This is a genomic window from uncultured Nostoc sp., from assembly GCF_937863485.1.
GTDB lineage: Bacteria > Cyanobacteriota > Cyanobacteriia > Cyanobacteriales > Nostocaceae > Nostoc.
In genome coordinates, this window is sequence record NZ_CALMFY010000014.1 from 55,294 (window position 1) to 73,231 (window position 17,938).

General features: G+C 42.4%; 15 protein-coding genes and 1 pseudogene. 8 read left to right on the top strand and 8 right to left on the bottom strand.

Annotation, left to right across the window (positions count from 1 at the left end):
- Positions 1 to 372: 372 nt before the first annotated feature.
- On the bottom strand, positions 373 to 1,443 hold the full coding sequence (locus Q0541_RS01835) for an Mrp/NBP35 family ATP-binding protein (protein WP_273766777.1): 1,071 nt from the start codon (positions 1,441 to 1,443) through the stop codon (positions 373 to 375).
- A 280-nt stretch (positions 1,444 to 1,723) separates the two neighbouring features.
- Positions 1,724 to 2,248: an SRPBCC family protein gene (locus tag Q0541_RS01840; protein WP_273766779.1), complete on the bottom strand. Its 525-nt coding sequence runs from the start codon at positions 2,246 to 2,248 to the stop codon at positions 1,724 to 1,726.
- Positions 2,249 to 2,639: 391 nt separating this feature from the next.
- On the opposite strand from Q0541_RS01840, the gene hemF reads away from it, so the two are divergent.
- Together hemF and Q0541_RS01850 are read left to right on the top strand one after the other, a co-directional pair.
- The gene (gene hemF, locus Q0541_RS01845) at positions 2,640 to 3,683 is read left to right on the top strand and encodes an oxygen-dependent coproporphyrinogen oxidase (protein WP_298904721.1); all 1,044 of its coding nucleotides are present in this window, start codon (positions 2,640 to 2,642) and stop codon (positions 3,681 to 3,683) included.
- A 243-nt stretch (positions 3,684 to 3,926) separates the two neighbouring features.
- Positions 3,927 to 4,295 carry an STAS domain-containing protein gene (locus tag Q0541_RS01850; protein WP_298904726.1) on the top strand — a complete coding sequence of 123 codons (369 nt, stop codon included), beginning with the start codon at positions 3,927 to 3,929 and terminating at the stop codon, positions 4,293 to 4,295.
- Between the two features lie 82 nt (positions 4,296 to 4,377).
- Here Q0541_RS01850 and Q0541_RS01855 read toward each other — a convergent pair whose 3' ends face one another.
- Entirely contained in the window at positions 4,378 to 4,983 is a 606-nt protein-coding gene (locus Q0541_RS01855) for a chromophore lyase CpcT/CpeT (RefSeq protein WP_298904729.1), read from the bottom strand.
- Positions 4,984 to 5,186: 203 nt separating this feature from the next.
- On the opposite strand from Q0541_RS01855, the gene psb29 reads away from it, so the two are divergent.
- Entirely contained in the window at positions 5,187 to 5,894 is a 708-nt protein-coding gene (gene psb29, locus Q0541_RS01860; protein WP_298904732.1) for a photosystem II biogenesis protein Psp29, read from the top strand.
- Positions 5,895 to 5,951: 57 nt separating this feature from the next.
- On the opposite strand, the gene Q0541_RS01865 is transcribed toward psb29, so the two are convergent.
- From Q0541_RS01865 to Q0541_RS01875, 3 genes are all read right to left on the bottom strand, one after another.
- A complete protein-coding gene (locus Q0541_RS01865; protein ID WP_273766785.1) occupies positions 5,952 to 6,314 on the bottom strand; it encodes a phage holin family protein in 363 nt (120 codons plus the stop codon).
- Positions 6,315 to 6,630: 316 nt separating this feature from the next.
- Positions 6,631 to 7,311, bottom strand: coding sequence for a biopolymer transporter ExbD (locus Q0541_RS01870; protein ID WP_298904738.1), 681 nt, complete (start codon positions 7,309 to 7,311; stop codon positions 6,631 to 6,633).
- Between the two features lie 41 nt (positions 7,312 to 7,352).
- On the bottom strand, positions 7,353 to 8,081 hold the full coding sequence (locus tag Q0541_RS01875) for a MotA/TolQ/ExbB proton channel family protein (protein WP_273766788.1): 729 nt from the start codon (positions 8,079 to 8,081) through the stop codon (positions 7,353 to 7,355).
- Positions 8,082 to 8,261: 180 nt separating this feature from the next.
- On the opposite strand from Q0541_RS01875, the gene Q0541_RS01880 reads away from it, so the two are divergent.
- Both Q0541_RS01880 and Q0541_RS01885 read left to right on the top strand, forming a co-directional pair.
- The gene (locus Q0541_RS01880) at positions 8,262 to 8,435 is read left to right on the top strand and encodes a hypothetical protein (protein ID WP_298904748.1); all 174 of its coding nucleotides are present in this window, start codon (positions 8,262 to 8,264) and stop codon (positions 8,433 to 8,435) included.
- Positions 8,436 to 8,779: 344 nt separating this feature from the next.
- Positions 8,780 to 9,094 carry a YkvA family protein gene (locus Q0541_RS01885; RefSeq protein ID WP_298904751.1) on the top strand — a complete coding sequence of 105 codons (315 nt, stop codon included), beginning with the start codon at positions 8,780 to 8,782 and terminating at the stop codon, positions 9,092 to 9,094.
- A gap of 121 nt (positions 9,095 to 9,215) precedes the next feature.
- Here Q0541_RS01885 and Q0541_RS01890 read toward each other — a convergent pair whose 3' ends face one another.
- Positions 9,216 to 9,593 carry a GxxExxY protein gene (locus Q0541_RS01890; RefSeq protein ID WP_298904754.1) on the bottom strand — a complete coding sequence of 126 codons (378 nt, stop codon included), beginning with the start codon at positions 9,591 to 9,593 and terminating at the stop codon, positions 9,216 to 9,218.
- Between the two features lie 41 nt (positions 9,594 to 9,634).
- Positions 9,635 to 12,841 (bottom strand): glycoside hydrolase family 15 protein, encoded by a 3,207-nt coding sequence (locus Q0541_RS01895; RefSeq protein WP_298904757.1) that lies wholly within the window; start codon positions 12,839 to 12,841, stop codon positions 9,635 to 9,637.
- 552 nt (positions 12,842 to 13,393) lie between these two features.
- On the opposite strand from Q0541_RS01895, the gene treS reads away from it, so the two are divergent.
- The 3 genes and pseudogenes from treS to Q0541_RS34275 all read left to right on the top strand — a co-directional run.
- Positions 13,394 to 16,780, top strand: a complete 3,387-nt coding sequence (gene treS / locus Q0541_RS01900) for a maltose alpha-D-glucosyltransferase (protein ID WP_298904760.1) — start codon at positions 13,394 to 13,396, stop codon at positions 16,778 to 16,780.
- Positions 16,781 to 16,834: 54 nt separating this feature from the next.
- The gene (locus Q0541_RS01905) at positions 16,835 to 17,035 is read left to right on the top strand and encodes a hypothetical protein (RefSeq protein ID WP_298904763.1); all 201 of its coding nucleotides are present in this window, start codon (positions 16,835 to 16,837) and stop codon (positions 17,033 to 17,035) included.
- Between the two features lie 636 nt (positions 17,036 to 17,671).
- Positions 17,672 to 17,788: pseudogene (locus tag Q0541_RS34275) on the top strand (hypothetical protein); the annotation flags it as partial.
- Positions 17,789 to 17,938: the final 150 nt, after the last annotated feature.

Consider the following 17,938-nt stretch of genomic DNA (forward strand, 5'->3'; position numbering starts at 1 on the left):
GCGTTGCCGGGGTTCCCCCGGTTGTTCGCGCAGCGTCTCCCTTAGGAGAAGCAAGTGGCGTCATTGGGTACTTGTACTGAGCTTGTCCTGAGCGGCTTGCCTTGAGCGAACGCAAGAGCGTCTCCAAGAGTTGCCGAAAGGAGCCGTAAAGCCTGCGGCATAGCTACGCTTAGGGCGCAGCCTCTCCAAGAGTTGGGCGGCATCGAAGTATTGGGTATTGCTTATTCTCGTTGTCCCTCTAAAGTTCTGATTTAAGGAAGTCTTATCTCAGACTTCTCTACTTATCTTCCTTGTCCCCATGCGCCAGTCCCCATACCCAATCCCTAGTATTCCCAAGCTATAGCCCAAGAAGTAGATAGAAATTAAAATTAATTATGTCAAAGCAGCAACTGATACTTTACCAGCAATAGTAAGAGCGATCGCTGTTAATGCTTTTGCTGAAGCTGAATCTGGTTCACCAACGACTATCGGCACACCGCTATCACCGCCAACTCGTGTGGAAATCTCTAGCGGCACGCACCCCAACAGTGGCACTCCCAATTCGGCGGCTGTTTTGGAGCCACCACCGGAACCGAAGATGTCATACTGCTTATCCGGCTGATCGGGGGGGATAAAATAGCTCATATTTTCCACGATCCCCAATACCGGGACATTCATCTGCTGGAACATCCGCAATCCCTTGCGAGAATCCAACAAGGCTACAGTTTGCGGCGTGGTGACAATTACCGCCCCTGCCATCGGCACTGCTTGGGTTAAAGTTAACTGAGCATCTCCGGTTCCGGGTGGCATATCTACAATCAAATAGTCTAGTTCTCCCCATTGCACTTGATAGAGAAACTGGCGAATTACACCATTGAGCATAGGCCCACGCCAAATTACTGGTTGATCTCGGTCAATCAAAAAGCCCATTGAAACTAATTTGACGCCGTGATTAAAAGCAGGTTCTAGGATGTCACCTGTTTCGGTTGAGCGGACAGTAATTTGGGCATCAGCCAGACCCAGCATGGTAGGGTCATTGGGGCCGTAAATATCAGCATCTAGCAAGCCGACTTTCGCCCCAGTTTGGGCTAGAGCTACTGCTACATTCACCGCCACCGTACTTTTACCAACACCACCTTTGCCACTGGAAACAGCAATGATATTTTTCACCCCAGAAATGCCAGTGCGGTCAGGTAAACTTTTTTGTTGCGGTGTTTCTGCCGTCACTTCTATGCTTACATCTGTAACGCCTGGGAGCTTTTTGACAGCTTTCTGACAGTCTTCAACGATAAATTCACGTAAAGGACAGGCAGGAGTGGTCAACACCAAAGTGAAGCTAACCTTACCATCGTCAATTTTCACGTTGCGAATCATATTCAGTTCTACCAGACTTTTGCGGAGTTCTGGGTCTTCTACTGGTCGCAACACTTCTAACACAGAGCGGGAGTCGAGGACATCGTACATAAAAATTCAAAATTCAAAATTGAAAATGAAAAAATACACTCGTGGCGAACATCTTAGTTATTAACTGGATGCTTTTTTAAGTAAGGTCAGCTTAGTGTTTTCACTGTTACTGCCGTAACAAAACTTAGCAAATTGCATTATCACCTAATAGAATCTTAACTTTCTTTAGGGATTAGTTATTGGGCATGGGAAAAGAAGCAGGGGAGCAGAGGGGAGTATTTTCCCCTTTCACTTACAAGAACTGCCCCTCTGCCTCTTAAAAGTCTCCAGTCCCCATCACCTAAAAATCAAAGCAACTGTCATTAAGGGATTTTTTCTTACCAGATACCGTTGATAATGCCGTCTTTTCTACTGCCTCTACTAAAGACCGTGCTACGCGGTCTGCATAAGGACGGGATAAAGACCAAATCAGGGGCGATAACCAACCCCGTAGGGTTACGGAATAAGACAGACAAGTACCACAAACCGTTGACTCTACTTGATAAGTCACCCGTTCTTCTATCCCAGGAATCGCCAGCACTCGGATACTCAGCATCTCTCTATGATTGACGCGCTCCACAAAAATTCGGATGGGAATCGGCCAAAAGCGTGTTACAGCATGAAAAATTAATCCTGGTTTGGGTACTAATCCGTAGGGCACGTTAGTACTCTTAAGTAGTGGATGCCAAGAAACATCTGTTAAGTCAGCCACTTTTTGCCATAGTTCATCTACAGAAGCCGAACTAATCTCTCGATACGTCCGCACCAGAGAAGCGCAAAACCGACGACGTTTGCGGTGGATGAATTTGGATAACCAACCTTGCATTTTTTTAATCCTCCTCCTTCCTAGACACTTTCTGGTAACTCTGATATGGTGGGCAACTACGCTCAGTTTGTGACAAGGGCGTTACCCTGCGGGATCTTGCTACGTTTATAACCGCTTTATATCCCGCCACTTATTTGGAGCACCAAATGAGCGTGGGGGACGAGGGCGCGAAATAGTTAAAATTAACAAAATAAAACTCAGTCAATATATAAGCCTATACGCATTTGAGGGAAAATAACTCTAATGGTGCCCATCAATCGGATAAATGCTTAACCAGTAATAAAAAAGCGGGTTAGGTAAATACAGCTTGATTGTTGGCGCGTGTTTCCCCCAAATTTGAAGATAAGAAATTTGTGGTTTTCTGGAAATTATAATTTAGGTTCGGGAATCTATGTTGACCAACTCGCAAATACCAACTGTAGCAGCAGAATCATCGAAGTCTTTGCCAGCAACTGACGCTCAGACTAGGGTCAGTCAGTTTATGAAACAGCTGCAAGACGAAATCACGCAAGCGTTAACAAAACTAGATCGTGTGGGCGAGTTTCTCGAAGATAGTTGGGAACGCCCAGAAGGAGGTGGAGGGCGATCGCGCGTGCTGCGAGATGGTGCAATATTTGAACAAGCAGGTGTAAATTTTTCTGAAGTTCAGGGTTCCCATTTGCCACCCTCAATTTTAACCCAACGCCCGGAAGCAGCAGGGCATGGCTTTTATGCCACGGGCACTTCAATGGTATTACATCCTCGCAATCCTTACGTGCCTACAGTTCATCTAAATTATCGCTACTTTGAAGCGGGGCCAGTATGGTGGTTTGGTGGTGGTATTGACTTGACACCTTATTACCCCTTTGGTGAAGATGCGGCACATTTACACAAAACATTAAAACAGGCTTGTGACCAAAACCACCCAGACTATTACCCGGTGTTTAAGCGGTGGTGTGATGAATATTTCTACCTGAAGCATCGTGATGAGACACGGGGCGTAGGTGGTCTGTTTTTTGATTACCAAGATGGTCAGGGTGCTTTATATCGCGGGCCAAATCCGAATGGGGAAGCGGCTATTTATAGCAATCAGGTAGGAACACCAGCAACCCGCAATTGGGAAGATTTGTTTGCCTTTGTGCAAGACTGTGGCAGAGCATTTTTACCAGCCTACGTACCAATTGTAGAACGGCGACATGGGATAGAATATGGCGATCGCCAACGGAATTTTCAACTTTACCGCCGGGGACGGTATGTAGAATTTAACTTGGTTTATGACCGAGGCACTATTTTTGGTCTGCAAACCAACGGACGCACCGAATCAATTCTCATGTCCCTACCACCCTTAGTACGCTGGGAATACGGCTATCAGCCAGAACCCAATTCCCCCGAAGCCGAGTTGTATGAAACCTTCCTTAAGCCTCAAGATTGGAGCAACTGGACACCGAAACAATAGTTGAGTTAGGAGTTAGGAGTTAGGAGTTCTTCCCTATCTCCCATATCCTCCTCATCTCCTCCACTCCCCACTCCCTCATTTGAAATTGCTACTCAGCACTGTTTTGGTGAGTTAAACTACCAAAAGTAAGCACTTAGCAGAAAAAGGTGACAATTTTAGCTATAGCTTGTTAATCTCTAGTGACAGCATTAGAAAATTCTGTAAGTAGTTAATCTTAAGAGGAATGCCACGGGGAGGGCTTTAGTGATTCAGATAGACCAAAAAAGTTATACAACCCAAGACGGAAACACCATTATTGTCCTGACGCCAGCAGGTCGCCTAGATATCACCACTGCTTGGCAATTTCGCCTGAAGTTACAGGAGTGTATTTCCAAACTCAGTCGCCATGTAGTTGTAAATCTGGCTCAGGTAAATTTTATTGATAGTTCTGGTCTTACGTCTTTGGTAGCTGGAATGCGTGATGCTGATAAAATCAAGGGCAGTTTCCGCATCTGCAATGTACATCCAGAAGCTAAACTTGTGTTTGAAGTGACGATGATGGATACTGTCTTTGAAATCTTTGAAACAGAAGAGGAAGCTTTAGAAGGTGTACCTCGTAGCATCGCTAGCTAAAAAAGAGTTAGGAGACGCGATTAATCGCGTCTGTACAGGAGTTAGGAGTTAATTTAAACTTCATGACTTATGAATCATAACTTTAACTTATTGAATACTGATTTCGCTTGGTGTAGCGATAAGGGCCCATAATCGCTCCCCAAGTTGCCTTTCCAGTTGCTGGATCAATTCCTTTGTCGTAGCTGTGAAATTCTGCTGCTGTGGCTTCAAATCCCAAGGAAACATTCACGTTATTGCCAAGATAACTGAAGCTGCAACGAGTCTCTGGTAGTGGGGTAGTGGTAAACTTATAGCGATCGCGGGCTAGTGTTTCCTGAGTTACTGTTAGGATACAACCTGGTAGAAAATCTAATTGTTCGGGTGTCAGTGTGTTTAGTAAAGCCGGGTTATGACCTGCGCCGATTAAGGCACCTGGATCTTGAGGCATATAGTATTGCACTTCCAGAGATGTGTCAGAGTTGCTCCTCTGACGTAACCGGATAATTCGCTGGCGGTAAGGTTTATCTAGGTTAATAACGTTAGCCTGTTCGGCAAATAGGGTGATACTATCTTCTGTGAACAAATTAACTGGTCTTTGCCACAGGCGCAGGTGGACATACCAAACTGGTTCTCCTATGGCTTGTTCCCGATTATCAAATTCACCAGCTAGGTACTCACCTAAAGCAATTAACTGTGGCGAGAAATTCATAAATGTGAAAAATGAATCATTAAAGATGATAATTTTTAGCTAGTTTTTTAGCGGAAAGGGTCTTATCCCCTGTGGCTACCAGCTGAGAAAATACTTTTGATTTATCTATATTGTAAATGAAACCGTCACCAGCTAAAAGCTAAACTTGGCAAAGTAGCCTTTAAGCGAGAAAATAAGAATACGTCGCCCTTAACATTTTCTTTGTGAATAACGTCCGTACTGTCTCTGATACAAAACGAACTTTTTACAATCTTCACACCCGTCCGATCAACACTATTTATCGTCGGGTAGTTGAAGAATTGATGGTGGAAATGCATCTGCTGTCAGTAAATATCGATTTTAGCTACAATCCAATTTATGCCTTGGGCGTCGTCACTACCTTTGACCGCTTCATGCAAGGCTATCTACCAGAACGGGATCAAGAATCAATTTTTAACGCCCTATGTCGGGCTATAGAGCAAGATCCGCAACACTATCAACGGGATGCCGCAAGATTGCAAGCTGTAGCTAAAGGTTTGCCAGTTAAAGATTTAATCGCGTGGTTGGGCCAAACTACTTTCTTAGATCGAGATGCTGACTTGCAAGCGCAACTGCAAGCGATCGCTAATAACCCTAACTTTAAATACAACCGTTTGTTCGCAATTGGTGTATTTTCGTTATTGGAACAGTCTGATCCGGAATTGGTCAAAGATGAAAAGCAACTCACGGAGGCGCTGAAAGCGATCGCTGCTGGCTTGCACCTTTCCGATGAGAAACTCAACAAAGATTTGGAGCTATACCGTTCTAATCTAGACAAGATGGCGCAAGCACTGGTGGTGATGGCAGATATGCTCTCAGCCGATCGCAAAAAACGCGAGCAACGTAAACAACAATCAACTACCCCCGTTGCTCCCCCAAGTTCTAACGAATAGTTAGGAGTTAAAAGTTAGTAAGAGTTAGGAGTTACTAAGAACTCCTAACTCTTAACTTTAAACGCCCAATAATTTGTAGATTAAGCTGTTAATTATAGTTAGCATAAATGCCCCAATAACAGCACTCCAAATCCCGTAACGCAAGCGAAAGCCTTCTACTAACAAAGCAGCAATACTAAAACAAACTACGGCAATCATAAATGTGAAAATGCTGGATAACAAGTCCAATGTGAGTAAATTTGGGACTGCAAAAACGATACTTAAAATCGGTCTGACTATTGCTGTTACGATACCAAGCACTGCGGCAGAAAGGAAGGCTTTACCTGGAGTGTCAATTTCGACTCCCAAAGGCAATTTGCTAATTATCAACAGACTGATAGCTGTTACTACCCAAACAATTAAAAGCGTCATAATATTCATGCCACAATCCCTGAAACGTGAATGGCAATTGGTGATAAATTACTTTAGTTTATCGGTGTAAAAATCTTTAAAGCTCAACCAATTATCTATAAATTAGCAGGAAATTTTTCTCTAACCGAATTTTATTTTAGATATCTTTAGGTTTAAGAAAGAGCTTGAAGGGGAGTGGAAAGATGAGAGAAATTCTAACTCTCCCCTGCTCCCCTGGTTACTGAGCGCAGTTGTAAAGCCTGCGGCATAGCTACGCCCTAAGCGCCAGCCTCTCCTTGGCGCAGCCTCTCGTAGAGAAGAGTTGTATGCTCCCCCTTGCCCTATCTCATCTTTTAAGAGGAGGTTGGGTTTTTTTAGGTGCTACAGGCGCTTGAGATGCTGGTGGGTTGGAAATACCAGGATTGATAGGATTGATGCCTTGTCCAGTTGGAGGTTGACTTACGCCAGGAAAGGGAACGGAATTAGGTGCTAAGGGAAATTTAGGGTTAAGATTCCCTTGGGGATTGATGCCTGGAACTGGTGCAGCACCAGGATTGATTGGGAAAGAGGGGATATTAGGCTGGTTGAGTAAGTTTGTGGGTGATTGAGATGGGCCAGGAATAATTCCCAAAGAAACGCGATCGCCCCCTACTTGCCGCAGCAAATCCAATGTCTCAATTACATCATTGTAAGTTGCTGTCCGCGAAGCATTCAGCACCACAACAGCACTAGGGTTTGCTTGGAGATACTGTTTTAACCTTGCTCCCAAATCTTCCCGTTTGACAAGCTGTTTTTCTATGTAAGTATTGCCAACAGCATCGATAGTTACAATCAGACTTCCACTCTGTGATGTTATTCCAGATACTGAACTGGCGCTGGCTTTGGGCAAATCAACATTTATTGCCTGTTGCCGTGTAAATTGTAAAGCCGCTAATAGAAAAAACGTCAGAATACAAAAAACGACATCAATTAAAGGGATGATTTGAATTTGGACTTCTTCAATTGGAGTATGTAGATTAACTTTCATTTTCTCAATTTAAATGCCTGGTTTTGGGGTTGAATTCTTGACTAATTAGATGCATTCGGCGGTTCAGGAGGTTCAGAAACCTTAGTCTTTCCTGGCTTGCGGGGTGGAGTGAAATTTTCCGGCACAATTGCTGATGTACTATTACTAAAATCAGGCGGAGACTGGCGGTAGAGCAATTCCATCTCATTCCCTGCCTTCCGAAAAACTTTGACTTGGTTGACTACAAAACTTTGAAATAAGCGGTAAAATATCAAACTAATGATGGCAACTATTAACCCCGTTGCAGTAGCAATCAGGGATTCACCAATACCAGTAGTCACCCCAGCTGTAGATTCAGTTCCCAAATCGCCAATCCGAATTGCTCGTAAAGCACGGATTAAACCCAAAACCGTGCCCAACAATCCCAGCAGTGGCGCTAAGGCAATTACGGCTTCTAAAAGTTTTTCACCTCGCCGCATTCCAGCCAATTCGTCTTCTGCTGTAGCCTCCAGTGCTAGTCGAAAGGTTTCGGCATCAGTTTTTGGAAAACGTAAGGGGGCGTAGAGAAAACGTCCAACAGGCTGATGGCTTGCAAGTCTTGCAATGTCCGCAGCTACTTGCCAATTATCCTGGGCAGCATCCAGGATGCGATCGACTATTTGCTTTTCCTGAGTCAAAATTCGCAACCAGAACCACAAACGCTCGAAAATCACACTCAAAGACAGAATCGACAGAACTAACAAAGGCCACATCGCTGGCCCACCCTTATAAAACAAATCTAAAATATCCACTGTTTAAATTTCCTCCCTTTATGACTAGAGCAAATGTGCTAAAGCATTTTAATTTTAGAGATTAATGCAAAATGAGGGACTTCCAAAATATAAATTTCTCGAAAACCTAAAAAGACAGTGTAAGCATGGCGTATTTGACTTAGACTGCTGCACAAACTTGCTGCTGGGTAAGGCAATTGAATGATCAACTCACTTCCTTCACCAAAAGTAGAAAAACATTCCAGTTTACCACCATGTTTTTCGGTGATTAATGGATATCAGCCGCAACCATCTCCAGGAATCGATTCTGCACATCATAAATGGGACGATCTGCTGAAGCAACAATGTATGGATGATTGGGATAATTCCAGGTGAAAATCCGCAACCAGATAGGTTTACCCGCTTTTACGGCTTCGGTATACTAAGTTTCCTTAAAGTTGTCCCAATCATAAATAGTAGTGATATGGGTGCGATTGCCCTGATTATTTGTTGCATAAGTAGAGACATTTTTTGGAGGCTTGACACCCCAATGATCAATCGTGACGGTTTTGCGATCGTAACGAGCAGATCCTGTGGTACTAAACTCTTATGCAGAATCACAGACTAGGTATTTGGTGACAGATTACGAGTAGCGTCTTCCAGACTAACTAGGGCGGTTATTCCCACCAGGAATTTTTAGGATAATTTGCCAAAATTAAAGATAACTGGAGGTTCAAAATATGAAATTTTCAATCCAATCACTTTACACCTGGTATGGCGATTTGCTTCGTAACCCTAAATACCGTTGGTGGGCAATTTTAGGAACACTAGTCTATTTGGCCAGCCCAATTGATATTCTTCCAGATTTTATACCCGTTGTCGGGCAGATTGATGATGTTTTCCTTTTGACTTTGCTGGTTTCAGAGGTGTCTGGGCTAGTAATTGAGGGCTGGAAAGCTCGTAAGGGTGATGTGGGCACTGAAGCACCTAATACCACTGAAGCTTCTACCTCTACTGCAAGCACCGTTGATGTTGATGCTGTTTCTGTTAAGTAGATTTAATAAAACCCCTGCTTTTGGAATCTGAGGTGGGGGATATTTTTTTTAACGCATAGGCGCTTCGCCTTCCCGCAGGGTAGGAACGCAGAGGGAAACGCAAAGAAACGCAGGGGGAAAGTTAGAGGTTGTTGGCTACGCGTTTAATACCTTGTTTGAGGTGGAGGACGTTAAAGTTGAGGAGAAGACCTAATTTGCAGTTTGCGAGTTTGAGATAAGTTAAGAGTTGAACGGCATGAATCGGGTGGAAAGATTCTACAGATTTAATCTCTACAATTACTTGGTTTTCGACAATCAAATCTAATCGATAAACACATTCCAATTGCACATCTTGGTAAACCAGGGGCAATGGAATTTGCTTACCAACATTCAGTCCGGCTGTTTTCAACTCGTAATCCAAGCACTCTTCATAAGCTAACTCCAACAAACCAGGCCCCAAAGCAGTATGCACCCTCATCGCACAACCAATAATCACCCCACTCAACTCATTCTCTCTCATCCTCTGCGTTCCTCTGCACTTTCCTTTGCGTCCCTCTGCGTTTAAAAATCTTTCACAAATTCCGTCAAGAACCTGAATGCCTTCAAAATATAACTAGCGCAATCTCTAGGTGAGGTATTGTAAAACGATCGCCACGCACTCGCCTTATCTTCATCATAGCGATCGCTGCGATGAGTATGGTTTTCTAGCCATGCCAATCGCACTGCATGACCAATTAACACATCCAACACGATATATTCTTCGATTTGCAGGTTGGGATTATTAGCTGCGATCGCTCCTAATTCTATTAATGCTTCAATATTAACTTGGCGGTATTCTGAAGCTTCGATTTTATTCAACAGATGCTCAACTAACAAAGCAAAATTTCTTTCCCCCGCTGTCATTTCCGACAGCATTATCTCACTATCTAAACGATTGCGGCGCTCTAGTTTATCGCCAATTACTAAACCTTTACAATGTCGCATTAATAGCCAAACCTGCTTAAAAAACTCTTTTGGTACGCGCCCCGTCGCACCCTCGGCTTGACGAAACCGCCGCCAACCGCCTGGTGGGACTTGTATTTCTTCGGCGATTGCTGGTAATACCACCCAAGCAATATCACTTTCTTTTTGTTTGACGTGCAGCGATTCTTGCTGGCGCAACAGGTTACTCATGCCACTATATCCAGTTAATACCTGACGCAAGCGCATTTTTACTTCAAAGGGTGAAAGTTGCATTAAGTAATCGTATGCTTCATCTTGGGTAACATGCAATTCTCGCGCTAGTTCGCTGGTAATCAATAAGATGAGATAGCCGACTCTCAACGTCAGTAGTCCCTGAAATAGTTCAGGTTCTGAGCGAATTAAGACACCAAGATAGATTAAAATCTCTTGGGTAAGGACGCGATCGCGTATATCTTCACGACAAAAATGATTAATTTTATCAGCAATTTCATCGTGGGACATGGGTACGGTAATAAGAGACGCCTCACTGTAAGCTTTTCCCACAGCAATTTGTTTACCCCGCACCAAAATACTCGTAACTGCATCTGATAGGCTGATATCAACCATTTGTCGCAACCCCGCAGCCCGGCGTACTACTGCCCAAATACTTAAATCTCCAGCTTTGGTGTAAACTTCATCTAGTAAATCGGCTACGGTGACAGGATATCCTGGGCCGCCATACCCTGTATCAAATTCCATTCCCTGCAAGCGAATTAAAGTTTGCAATAACTCAATTTGCTCGTAGATATTCTCTGATGAGCGCAAATAAGAAAGTAATAATCCCAAGTTGGTTTCACACTCCATTTGAAATTCTTGAGTATGTCCTAAGCGCCAGTTTTTCTCAGGATGATAAGCTAGATAATAGCAACGTAGTCCAGCATTTTTCACTGGCGATCGCGAGAATTCTGCATTTGGGAGAAAATCAATTCTTTGGATTCCCGCTGTCAGCATTAGCTGATTTAGCCGCCCTAATTTCACCCGCACACCGTTACAAACACCATCTTTCAGTTCTTGCATCAGTTCTAGTAATGCCTCAGAACCGATTTCTAACATGGTGTGCGTCAACATTAAAGTCAGAGTCGGACGTCCTAAATCGCTCCAATATTTTTGAATGTAAGCTAGTTCGCTTCTAATTTGATCCAGCAAAAAATGGTAATCGAGGGTTAAGTAAAACTGTTGAGAGTCTGAAAATGAAGGTAAAAATACAATTGTTTCACCGCGAATCCGAAAAATTCTAGATGTTGTCAAACTCCGCAGCCGCCGCACTGGCCGCCCAGTTAAACCAAGTTTGCTGTTACGTCCAATTTGGGTATAAATAGCGGAAAATTCTCCAGCTTTTCTCACCTGAATCGGTTCTACTTGGGTAGGTGTTTGTGCTTCGATTCCGTGAACTTCTAGTTTCGTCTGTAAATCTTCATCTTCTGCTAATAAAGCAATTTGTACCAATGCCTCACGCTGTTTTCCCACACACAAATGTCTTCCCAAAGGGTCGATATCACCAACAGCAAGTAACCCTTCACTCAACATTTGACTGAGAAGATATAAACTCTGTGCCCACACTAAGGGAATATTTTCATTGGGCAAACGTGGTTGCGTTTGTGGTGCTACCTTTTCTGCTTCTATACTTTCGGCTGGGACATAATAAAGTTCTGGCAATAAACGTAAACCATTTTGTTCTATGAGTAATGATTCTAAAAGCTCTTGGTATTTTTGAACTTGTTCTGGCTCACCCCGAAATAATCCATCTAAAACTAAATAAGTGAAAAATAACGGCCATTCGCATTCAATATGCTCAAATTGCTTCAGTTCCCACGGTTCGTAATGTAAGCGATGATTGTCTTCTAAAACGGTTTGGTGTCCATCACGCAGGAAGCGTTTGCAGCCATATTTACCTGCGAGTTTGTTGATAATATCGTTTAAAGTGCGATCGCGTAACTGCGAGTCTTCCACTGCAAAGGCAGGATAACTAATAATACTTAACAGCGCCGCATCAATTTCTTTGGAACCAGATTCCCTCGGTAATAGGGATTCTAAAGTAATCCGGGCGCGGGCGATTTCATCTGGTAGCACATGAATCACCGATGCTTGACTACCACGTACACCAAACAAATCTAGTCCATTGATAGCTTCTAAAGCAGCTTTTGCCATACCTACGGAACTGGCATTTAACTCAGCATTACCACGATTAATTTTATTACCACGTTCCCAAATGCCGTAATCTGGTGTGCGGTAAGCTCGTCCAATGTAGTAAACCAAATTTTGGACGAAATTCACTTCATCAATCGTATAAATTATTTGCAATCCGGCAGCGGTCATTTGTGCCAATATCAGTAAAAATATAGATGTGGCATCAAGTTGCAAATGTCCCCATTGGTCATCACCAACAACAATGTCGCCAGTCGCGGTATTGTATTTTGCGTGCAGTCCATCCAGTAGCGACTGAGTATGTTTAAATGTCTCTACTTTATGAGCCTGTCGCATCATCGCAAAGAGTAACCCGCGCATCAGTTTGATCACACTGTGTTCTAGCTCATAAGTGCGTCCTTGATCGTCGTCAATTTTGCGGTATGCAAGTCCTAAACCCCAAACTGCCAAAATGCTGTAAACGTTGTCTCGCACCCAGGCATCAGTATAATCACCGTGGGCTGTAATCGCTGTACTCGCAGGTAGTAAACCAGTAATCGGATTCTGCCGAGTTAGAATGATCGTTTTGATTTGCTGGTAGTAATACTCCAGGCGAGCTAGCAATTTGGTAGATGTTTTCATGATTTGGTTCAGAACTACTTGCAGAATTCGACCCTATGACTGTAAAGTGAATTACTTAAACCAAGCCAGAACAAGTTCTGTAATGGTTGATGGGACAACAGCTAAGGGTGGTGTGAGTTTATTATTATCTCGTGTTAATAGGTTTCTGGGTAGTGAATTTTAGTGATTCCCAAACTAAAATACGATATTTGTTCAAATCCTCCTGCATATATGTGACACTTTATACCTATATTATTTGATAATTTTAAAGAAGGATCAAAAATCCAAATAAACTTTATTTAATGCTAACGTCGGCTAAAAATCAAGGATATCAGTGTGTAGACGCTCTTAGCGGCTTGTCGCAGACATCGCTGCAATGCTTTCTATTTACATCCTGCTGCTGGTTTATGTCCTGAATGTAATAGCCGTAGTAACACCAACAAAAATCCTCTTCTACCCTCTTTCCTACACGCGCCAACCAATACTCGTGTAAGATAAATAAGCTATAATCTCAGCGATTGTATCAAGTAAAAATATACTTCTATTAGATATGCGATCGCATATCTTTTTAAAATGCCAAACTCCAGCTTGAAAGATGACCCATTATGGTTTAAAAATGCAATTATCTACGAACTAGGTGTTCGGACATTTGCTGACAGTAATGGTGATGGTATTGGTGATTTTCAAGGGCTAACAGAAAAACTAGACTATTTACAAGATTTAGGTATTACTGCCATCTGGTTGTTACCTTTTTTTCCATCACCACTCAAGGATGATGGTTACGATATTGCTGATTACACTAGTGTCAATTCTATCTATGGCACCTTGGAAGACTTTAAAGCGTTTTTGAGCGCTGCTCATCAACGGGGTATCCGGGTAATTATTGAGTTAATTATTAACCACACCTCTGACCAACATCCTTGGTTTCAAAGAGCACGTCGTGCCCCAAAAGGGAGTCAGGAGCGAGATTTTTATGTTTGGAGTGATACTCCTGAAAAATACCAAGAATCGCGAATTATCTTCCAAGATTTTGAGACATCTAATTGGGCTTGGGATCCAGTTGCCAAAGCTTATTGCTGGCATCGTTTCTATTCCCATCAGCCTGATTTGAATTATGACAATCCCTTGGTGCGCCAGGCAGTATTTGATGTTCTAGATTTTTGGTTGGAGATGGGCGTAGATGGACTACGTATGGATGCTGTACCTTATCTATACGAACGGGAAGGAACGAACTCCGAAAACTTACCCGAAACCCATGCGTATTTGAAGGAGTTGCGATCGCACATTGACGCGAAATTTCCTAACCGGATGTTACTAGCTGAGGCGAACCAATGGCCTGAAGATGCCGCTCAATATTTCGGTGAGGGGGATGAGTGTCACATGAACTTTCATTTTCCGCTAATGCCGCGTTTGTTTATGGCAGTGCGGATGGAAGATAATTTCCCGATTGTAGATATTCTCCAGCAAACTCCATCGATTCCTGATAACTGTCAGTGGGCATTGTTCCTCCGCAACCATGACGAACTGACTCTAGAAATGGTGACAGATGAAGACCGAGATTTTATGTATGGGGCCTATGCACAAGACCCAATGATGCGGGTAAATTTAGGCATCCGCCGCAGATTAGCGCCGCTTTTGGGCAATGACCGCCGCCAAATTGAGTTACTCAATAGTTTATTGTTATCTCTACCAGGAACCCCCGTACTTTACTACGGTGATGAAATTGGCATGGGAGATAACGTTTATCTAGGCGATCGCAATGGTGTTCGCACACCTATGCAGTGGAGTTCTGACCGCAACGCTGGTTTTAGTCGCGCCAACCCACAACGTTTGTATCTACCCGTCATCGTTGACTCAGAATATCACTACGAAGCACTCAACGTTGAGGCACAACGGACTAATAGCAATTCTCTCTGGTATTGGATGAAACGTTTAATCGCTACTCGCAAACGATTTGCGGCATTGGGTGAAGGACGTTTTGAATTACTACAGTCTAATAATCGCAAAGTTTTTGCCTTCAGCCGGATTACCTCTGAAGAAGATGTCTTGGTAGTAGCAAATTTATCTCGTTATGTACAAACGGTGGCGTTAGATTTATCAACCTTCAATGGGCTACTACCAGTAGAAATTTTTGGTTCCACTGAGTTCCCAGCAATTACAGAATCGCCCTATTTCCTCAGCTTAAGTCCTTACGGGTTTTACTGGTTTACCTTACAACGCAAACCTAGCTTGACGCAATCTCCTAAACCCCAAGCAGACTTGAGCTATCTGCTGGTAAATGGTTCATGGCAGAATGTGATTTTGCAACGAGAGTCAAAAAGCATTCTAGAATCAACGTTGCGGGATTACCTTTATACCTGTAGCTGGTTTGGCGGCAAAACTCGGACTGTACAATCAACACAAATCATTGAAGCGATTTCTTTACCCTATAACCAGCAGATAGCTCAAATTGTTTGGTTGCAGGTAGATTATATCCAGGGAAACAACGAAACTTATCTGTTGTTTCTCGCCTATGCAGAAGGTGAGCAAGCAACACATCTTTTGGCAGAAATGCCGCAAGCTGTGATTGCACGGCTTGGGGTGCAAAGCAGAACAGACACTCCTCCACTCAATACTCAAGAAATTGGAATTTTATTTGATGCTTTAGCAGACAAAAACTTTCTCACCTCACTGCTAGATGATGCGATCGCTAATCATCACTCTTATAAAGGGATAACCGGAGAATTATTTGGCACTACTACTGATTCATTCTCCGAATTGCGCCCAGAGTTAACCAATCGTGAGCCGATTGTCCTGAATAAAGAAGAACAAACCAATACTTATATAGTTTATGGCGATCGCTTGTTGTTGAAACTCTTCCGCAAAGTCGAGGAGGGTTTGCATCCAGATTTAGAAATCCGGCGTTTCCTATACCAGAAAAAATCCTTGCAAGACTCAGTTTTCCTAGCTGGTGCTTTAGAGTACCGCCGTGCAAATAAAACAGGCAATAAAACTGCCCTACCCACGACTATAGGCGTATTACAAGAGTTTATTTCAGATATTCGTAGTGGCTGGGACTACACCCTTGATAGTTTGCAAAAGTACTTTGATTTAGTGACCACAGAACACGCCACTATTACCGAAGTGCCTCTTCCATCAGGTTATTTGTTGGATTTACAGAGAAGTGAGATTCCAGAATTGGCAATTGTAACTATCACTTCTTACCTGCAAAGTGTTGAACTGTTGGGTAAATCTACAGCTGAATTCCATATAGCGCTGGCTACAAATATAGATAGCTCAGACTTTGCTCCAGAATCTTTTTCATCACTTTATCAACGTTCGATATATCAAAATGCACGTAACTTAACCGGACAAGTATTTCGGTTGTTAAAAGAACGGGCAAACTACTTGCCAAACGATACTCAACCATTAGCATTAGAAGTTCTTAATAGTCAAGAGAAAATTCTAGAACGCTTTCAGTTAGTTGTCAGGCAAAAAATTACTGCTTTACGTGCTCGTAATCATGGAAACTACAATTTATCACAAGTGTTTTACACAGGAAAAGACTTTATTATTCCTGATTTTGAAGGCAAAGCAGATCGCAGTTTAAGCGAACGACGCATAAAGCGATCGCCTCTACAAGATGTAGCAGGAATGTTGCTATCTTTCAACTATGCAGTTAACGAAGCTCTCCACTATCAAAAAGAATCTGGGATGATCCTGCCTGAAAATTTACCCCTTATAGAACAATGGGGACAGTTTTGGTATACCTGGGTCAGTACTAGCTTTTTGAATTCTTATCTAGAAACTGCTAATAAAGAATCTTTTCTTCCAAAGACAACAGAAGAACTAGATGTGCTACTTTTTGCCTATCTTTTAGAGGAAGCGATTGACGCACTAGGCGATGAACTAAATAATCGCTCTGATCGGGTAGAAATTCCACTCAAATTTATTCTGCAATTATTGAGTGAAACTGCTTAAACAGTTTTTCCTAGTACAAACTAATTGCAAGAAATAATATTAGGAGGAAGAAAAATGAGTAACAAAACTGGTGAACTAACAAGAACAATTTTTTGGAAAGGGAATGCAGAAGAATTTCTCGGTAAGTATTATAACTTACAATTTATTCCCAGAATAGGTGAAGAAGTTCAATTAAAAAACAAAACATGGCTAGTGAAGAGAATTATTTATACTCCTGAAATAGATGACATAACTATCATTCTGGGAGATAAATAGTTTCACCAGTGTTATTGAATCAACTAATTTTAGTGTCTTTGTATTTTGGTGGTTAATAAAATTTATTTTGAAACCACTAAAGCACAAAGACACGAAGATAATTCAAGATTAATGAACTATCCCTCGTAATGTTTCAGTATTAATATTAGTAATCAAGTACAAAGAAACAAGGTTTTAAATATTCTCTAATAATAGTAATAAAAGAGCTTTAACTGTAAGTTTTTACTGTTATGTATCGTGAAACTATGACTGCTTTCATACCAGCAGAGCCACTCACATGTTAGTAAAATGTAATGGTGTGGGTTAATGCTGGAAATGACTACGCATGAAGTTGCTTAAGGGACTGACAAAAAATAAATTATCCAAAATTGATTTGTACATTTGTAGGGGCGCAAGGTCTTGCGCCCCTACAAGTAATTTTATAAATATTTTAACTCTATAAAATTTGCAATTTTATCATTCAATAAGTTGCATTTGGCAAGTCATTAATAATAGTAACGTAAGTTGCTAGTTAGCAGGGCTGGACATTCCTAATTTTCACTGCGTTGACTACTGTCTGTACGAATCTCCTCTTTAGCAAATCAATTGAGAGAATGTAACCGTTTAGAGGGACATAGCAGTTAGGTCAAGAGTCTAAGTTTCAGTCCGGATAACCAGACCATCGCCACTGCAAGTGATCACAACATAGTCAAACTGTGGAACAGGAGTGGCAAAGAACTTAGAGGATGTTTAAAAAGTAAGAGGCTATTGTAAAATCTAGTTTAAGTTACACGAACTGGACTTAGAAAAAACGAACCGCGAAGGACGCAAAGGACACATAGACGCAGCAGCGGCTACTCTGCGAGAACGCTAAGAGCGAACCCACAGGGTAGGAATAAGAGTTTTAGAGAGTTATTACGTAAG